At 73.1% G+C, this 6,626-nt stretch carries 3 protein-coding genes and 1 pseudogene; all 4 read left to right on the forward strand.

The annotated features are described in order from the left end of the window. A pseudogene (locus tag WH07_RS33080) lies at window positions 1-838 on the forward strand (protein kinase); the annotation flags it as partial. A 261-nt stretch (window positions 839-1,099) separates the two neighbouring features. Next, the gene (locus tag WH07_RS33085) at window positions 1,100-2,791 is read left to right on the forward strand and encodes a serine/threonine-protein kinase (RefSeq protein WP_046508360.1); all 1,692 of its coding nucleotides are present in this window, start codon (window positions 1,100-1,102) and stop codon (window positions 2,789-2,791) included. A gap of 169 nt (window positions 2,792-2,960) precedes the next feature. Then, complete coding sequence (locus tag WH07_RS33090; RefSeq protein ID WP_046508363.1) at window positions 2,961-4,619, forward strand: serine/threonine-protein kinase; 1,659 nt, start codon at window positions 2,961-2,963, stop codon at window positions 4,617-4,619. 100 nt (window positions 4,620-4,719) lie between these two features. After that, the gene (locus WH07_RS33095; RefSeq protein ID WP_046508362.1) at window positions 4,720-6,426 is read left to right on the forward strand and encodes a serine/threonine-protein kinase; all 1,707 of its coding nucleotides are present in this window, start codon (window positions 4,720-4,722) and stop codon (window positions 6,424-6,426) included. The last annotated feature ends 200 nt before the right edge of the window (window positions 6,427-6,626 follow it).

Raw genomic sequence — 6,626 nt, forward strand, 5'->3', positions numbered from 1 at the left:
GTCCCACCCACGTGCCCAGTCCCACGCGCAGCCGCGCTCGCACGAGCACGAGGAGTCGTACGACCGGCTGGAGGGCATGCTGGACCGGGGGCAGGGCGGCGGCTCCGCGCGGGGCGGCGGCGGTGGCCGGGGCCGGCGTTCCCTGGGCCGCGTCCTGCTGGTGCTGATACTGCTGCTGGTCGTCGGGGCGATCGTGTTCGCCGTGGCGTTCATGCCCAAGGCCGATACGGGTCAGCAGGGCCAGAGCGTGGGCGAGGCGACCCCCGGCGCGTCCTCCGCGCCGACGCCCCCGGACGACGCGGAGCCGGACCGTACGCCTTCGGACGAGGCGCCCTCCGACCCCGACGACTCGGCACCGCCGGCCACCGGACCGGCCGTCGAACTCGCCGACGGGTACGCGCTGCGCGACGACTCCGAGGGCTTCCGGATCGGGGTCGACAAGGACTGGCAGCGCCGGCCCATCAACGACAGCGGGCAAGTCCGCTACGTCGGCGGCGACTTCACCCTGATCGTGGTCCCGGGCCGGGACAGCGTCGCGGAGAACGGCGGCGACCCGGTGGCGTACCAGCGGGACAAGGAGCGCGAGCTCCAGCCGTTCCGGGACTCCTCCTGGGCCACGGCCTCCGGGGTGCGCAGGATCGATGTGGGCCGGCAGGCCATGGCCGAGGGGCAGTACACCTGGCAGGACAGCAGCGGGCGCGATGTCTTCGTACGGAACCTCGCGATGATCGTCGACGGCCGGTACCACATCATCCAGGTCATCGGCCCCGACAGCCAGCGTGACAAGGTCGACGAGATCTACCAACAGGCCACCACCGCCTACCGGGTGACCGGCTGAGCGGTCGCGGTCAGGGGCGCGGGCGGCCCGGCCGGGCCGCCCGCGTCACAGTGCTGTTTCCGTGCGCCACCCGAGGTTCCGTGTCCGACCGTCACCTCCGTACGCTGTGGTGCCGAGGAACGGGGCGGGAACGTGGATCAGTCACAGGGAACGGGCGCGGGCACAACCGCGGGCTCAGGGCCGGGTGCCGGACCGGGGGCGGGCTCGGGGTCCGGAACGGACGGAGGCCCCGGACCGGGTACGGGCAACGGTGCCGGGCTGGTGCTCGCCGGGCGTTACCGCCTCGCCGAGTCCATCGGCGCCGGCGGCATGGGCAAGGTCTGGCGCGCACACGACGAGGTCCTGCACCGGACCGTCGCCGTCAAGGAGTTGACCGCGGGACGCTATGTCTCCGAGGCCGACCGTGCCGTACTGCACCAGCGCACCCAGAAGGAGGCGCGGGCCGCGGCCCGTATCACCCACCCCGGAGTGGTCACGGTCCACGACGTCCTGGACCACGACGGCCGCCCCTGGATCGTCATGCAGTACGTCGACGGGCCCTCGCTCGCCGATACCGCGAAGCGGACCGGACCGGTCCACTACCGCGAGGCCGCCAGGATCGGGGTCGAGGTGCTCGGCGCCCTGCGCGCCGCCCATGCGGCGGGGGTGCTGCACCGCGATGTGAAGCCGGGCAATGTCCTGCTCGCGCGCGACGGCCGGGTACTGCTCACGGACTTCGGCATCGCCGCGATAGAGGGGGATACGACGATCACCAGAACCGGTGAACTCGTCGGCTCCATCGACTATCTGGCGCCCGAGCGGGTACGGGGCGCCGACCCTGGCCCCGCCTCCGATCTGTGGTCACTGGGCGCGACGCTCTACTCGGCGGTGGAGGGCACCTCGCCGTTCCGCCGTACCTCCCCGCTCTCCACCATGCAGGCCGTGGTCGCGGAGGAGCCGCCCCACCCCGCCCAGGCCGGCCCGCTGGCGCCGGTGATCGCCGCGCTGCTGTGCAAGGACCCGGCGGCCCGGCCCGGGGTGACCGAGACCGAGCGGATGCTGCGCGCGGTGCTGGAGGGGCGGCGGCCCGACGAGGCGCAGGCGTACGTACCGACCCAGGCGGTGCCGTACGGCGAGCGGGGCTCGGCCACCGCGCAACTGCCGCCGTCCGCGCGGATACCGGCTCAGGCATCCGCCCCGGCACCGGCCCCGGCACCCGTCACCGCTCCGGGGCCCGGGCCCGGGAACACCGTCCCGGTCCGTCCCGGCCGTCGCCGTCGCTGGCGTACGACCGTCGTGGCCGTCGTCGCCGCGGCGGTCCTCGGCGGCGGCGCCGGTTTCGCCGCGCTGAAGTACGGCGGGAACGACACGGACACCGACGGCTCGCGGGACGGGGCCACATCGAGCGGACAGACCGCGGACGGCGGTACGGACCGGGGCGGCGGTACGGGACAGAGCGGGACCCCGGACGGCGGCACCTCGGAGGGCGCTGCCGACGGCTCCATAACCGACGGCTGGGTGCGTGTCGACGCCCCCGAGGGCTTCAGCCTCAGCGTTCCGCCCGGCTGGGAGCGCCAGATGGAGGGCGACCAGATCGACTTCACCCCGGACAACGGCCGCCATCTCATCAGGATCAGCATCAGCCCGCCCGACTTCGAGAACCCTTATCTGCACATGCAGAACATGGAGAAGACGCTTCGGGCGCTGCCGGAGTACACCCGGATCAAACTCGGTCCTGACACCTTCCGCGACCAGACGAACGCCGCGCTCTGGGAGTTCACCTGGACCGAGGCGGAGGGGCAGGGGCACCCGGGCCCGCGCCACGCGATCGACCAGATCTATTACTCGGACGACAACAGCACCGAGTATGCGATCTATATGTCCAGTCCTGAGGAAGACTGGGCCACGACGCGGAAGCAGTTCGACGCCGTGCTGCGGAGCTGGCAGCCGCCGGACGGCGATTCCGCCCAGTGAGCGGAAGGGGACGGTATTGCCCGACGACCGGCAGCCCGCGGACAGCGGCCGGCCCGTGGACGATCCCATGGACGGCAGGCGGTCCCCGGACAGTCAGCACGTTTCATCCAGTCAGCAGCAGCCCGGTCGGCAGCCCGATCGGCAGTCCGGCCAGTGGATCGGCCAGCCGGTGGATCGGCAGTCCGGTCAGTACGCCTCGGACCATGCCCCCCGCCTGATCGCCGGGCGCTACCGGCTGGGCAGCCGGCTCGGCCGCGGCGGCATGGGCGTCGTATGGCGCGCCGACGACGAACTCCTCGGCCGGCGCGTGGCCGTCAAGGAACTCCATGCCGCGCACGACGGCGAAGGGGCCGCGACCCTGCGCGAGGCCCGTGCCGTCGCCCGGGTCAAACATCCGCATGTGGTCGTCGTCCATGACGTCGTCGTGGAGGAGGACGGCCGCCCGTACATCGTCATGGAACTGGTCGAGGGCGGTTCGCTCGCCGACCTGCTCTCGGCCCGGGGTCCCGTCGGCCCGGCCGAGGCGGCACGGATCGGGCTCGCGCTGCTGGGCGCGCTGCGCGCCGCGCACGGCCTCGGGGTGCTGCACCGCGATCTCAAACCCGCCAATGTGCTGCTGGAGGAGGGCACCGGGCGGGTCGTGCTGACCGATTTCGGGATCGCCCGTCTGGCGGGCGCCACCACAATCACCGATCCGGGTTCGTTCGTGGGCTCGCCCGAATACACCGCGCCCGAGCGGGTACTGGACGGCGATGTCGCGGGACCGGCCTCCGACCTCTGGTCGCTCGGCGCGCTGCTGTGCGCGACGCTGAGCGGCGAATCGCCCTTCCACCGCGACTCCTTGGCCGGGGTGCTGCACGCGGTGGTGGAGGCCGAGATCCGGCCGCCCGGGGCCGCCGGGCCGCTGCTGCCCGTCGTACGGGGGCTGCTGCACCGGGATCCGGCGAGCAGGATGGACGCGGCGGAGGCGGAACGGCTGCTGCGCGCGTACCTCGCCACGGCCACGGACGCGTGGTCCGAGCCACCCCCGGAGTCCGGGCCGCCGCGATCCCAGCGGCCTCGCCGACCCCGGAAGTCCTGGAAGCCGGGCGCCGTCCCGGTGCCCCATCACCCGGCCGATACGGTCGCTCCCGCCGCCCCGCGCTCCCGCCGCCGTACCGTCCTCGTCGCCTGGGCGGTGGTCGCCGCGCTGGCCGGCGGTGCCGTATCGGTCCTGCTGCTCAGGGAGGGCGGCGGCCAGGTGGACCGTACGGACGGGCGCCCCGGCCGTGCGACCGCCTCCGGCGCCGGTACGGGCCCGGCCCCCGGCAGCACCCCGCCGGTCAGCACCGTACGGACGCCCGTCTCTCCGCCCGCCCCCATCGGCTATCGCGTCGTCAACGACCCGATGGGCTTCACCCTCGCCGTCCCCGACGGCTTCACCCGCTCCCACGACGGCGAACGGATCTTCTACATGTCGGCGGACGGCGCGTTCCGGATCGGCATCCGCTTCCGCGGCCCGGTCCCCGGCGGACCGCTCGCCGCCATGCGCCGCTCCGACGCCGACGGCCCCGACACCTACCCCGGCTACCGCGACAGCGGTGTCACCGCCACCACGCACAACGGATTCCCGGCCGCGCTCTGGGAGTTCACCTGGAACGGTTTCTCGCGGGCGGAGGGCGAGCGCCACACCTTCGACCTCTGCTGGGGCCAGGACGGACGGCTGTACGACGTGTGGGTCTCGGCTCCGCTGGGCCGGCTCGACATGGCGCGGGCGCATTTCGACACCGCCCTCGACTCCTTCGTACCCCCGCCGGCGGGGGTGCCGCTGCCCAGTCCGGTGCGCTGAGCGCTGTGCGCCCCGCACCGAGCACCGCGCACTGTCACGGCTCTGCATCTGCTCCGCTTCCGCTGTGGCGACCGCGATCACTCTTCGTAAGGATGTGGGCATGACGAACAACGGGGGACGGGCGAACGAGCCGACCAGTTACGAACTCCAGCCGCCGAACGCCCCGCGGATCCCGCCACAGAGCGCGGACCCCGGCCACCCGGCGGGCCCCGGTCACCCGGCGGGCCCCGGCCACCAGGTGAGTCCCGGCCACCCGGCAGGCCCTGCCCATACCGCGGGCCCCGGTCACACCGTGGCCGACCCGGCCGTGGGGCGGCTGCTCGGCGGCCGCTACCGGCTGGTCTCCCGCCTCGGTCACGGCGGCATGGGTACGGTCTGGCGCGCGCACGACGAGGTCGTGGACCGGGACGTGGCGGTCAAGGAGCCGCGCGTTCCCGACCACTTGAGCGACCGGGACCGGGACCGGGTCTATCTGCGGATGCAGCGGGAGGCCCGCTCCGCCGCCCGGATCGACCACCCCGCCGTCGTCACCATGCACGATGTGGTGATCGAGGACGACAAGCCGTGGATCGTGATGGAGCTGGTGCGCGGCCAGTCGCTCGCCGACCGGCTCCAGGAGGGCACCCTCGACCCGCGCGAGGCCGCCCGTATCGGACTCGACGTACTGGACGGTCTGACCGCCGCCCATGAACAGGGCGTGCTGCACCGCGACGTCAAGCCGGACAATGTCCTGCTGGGCCGCGGCGGCCGGGTCGTGCTGAGCGATTTCGGTATCGCCCAGACCGAGGGCGAGCAGGGGCTGACCGAGACCGGTTCGTTCGTCGGCTCGCCCGAGTACATCGCGCCCGAACGTGTGCTGGGCCAGCGGCCGGGGCCCGAGTCGGACCTGTGGTCGCTGGGCGTGGTGCTGTACGCGGCGGTGGAGGGCATGTCCCCGTACCGCCGCTCCCATGTCCCCGCCACGCTTCAGGCCGTACTCTCCGCGGAACCGCAGATGCCCGCCCGCGGGTCCGGGCCGTTCGGCACGCTGGTGATGCGGTTGCTGCGCAAGGATCCGGCGGCGCGGCCGGACCCGGCCGAGATACGGGCCGTCCTGGAATCGGTGGCCCGGCCGCCGCACCCCGTGCCGGCCGCGACCCTGCTGTCCGGGGGCCCCGGCGCGGGCAGGCCGACGGGCGCCGCCGCCTGGGTGCCGCCCGTGCTGTACGGGAGCCGCGCGGCGCGGTACGGATTCGGCGGCGGGGTGCTCGCGGTGGCGCTGGCCCTGTTCCTCATCCTCGCCAGGCCGTTCGCGGGCGCCGAACTGCCCGAGGGCTGGGGCATCCGCCCGGAGAACGAGATCCTCGGCGCGAAGGTCGGCGTCCCCGACGAGTACAAGCGCACCCAGGAGATCGGCGACACCGCCGTCACCTACCGCGACCCCAGCGGTGTCTTCTACATCTATCTGGAACGGGTCCAGCGAACCGCGGACAACACGGACGACATCCTGGCGCCGGAGGCGGACGTCTGGAAGACGCACTACGAGCGCGGCGGCGACAACGGTACGGAGATCAAGGACGCCGAGGTCACCACCAAGAACGTCGAGCACCAGGGCCGGCCCGGCTTCGAGACGGTCGTCGACTACACGGCATACGGCGATTCGGACGACGATCCGATCCGCTACCGCTGGCACGAACTCGTCATCCCCGAGGAGAACGACGTCCATCTGCGGCTGCGGGTCGCGATGCCGGCGGAGGGCGCGGCCGTGACGGACGGCGAGGAGCTGTACGGAAATGTCGTCGAGCACCTCGACATCGAGCAGGGATAGGCACTGTCCGGCCGCTCAGGGGCCGGTGAAAAGGTGTTACCGACGGGTACCCAAAGTCCGGCACGCGCCCTACCCTCGGCCCCATGACGGACTCGCAGGCTCCCGCCGCCCACTCCGGCAGCGCCCCTGACCCGAAGGGCACCCCCGAGACCCCCGACACCCCTGGCACTGCCGACGAATCCTGCACCTGCCCCCCCCCC

This window comes from Streptomyces odonnellii, assembly GCF_000981895.1.
In the GTDB taxonomy this organism is placed as follows: Bacteria; Actinomycetota; Actinomycetes; order Streptomycetales; family Streptomycetaceae; genus Streptomyces; species Streptomyces odonnellii.

Coding starts and splice junctions, on each gene's coding strand:
- WH07_RS33095 (WP_046508362.1), top strand. CDS start 4,720: ATGACGAACAACGGGGGACGGGCGAACGAGCCGACCAGTTACGAACTC.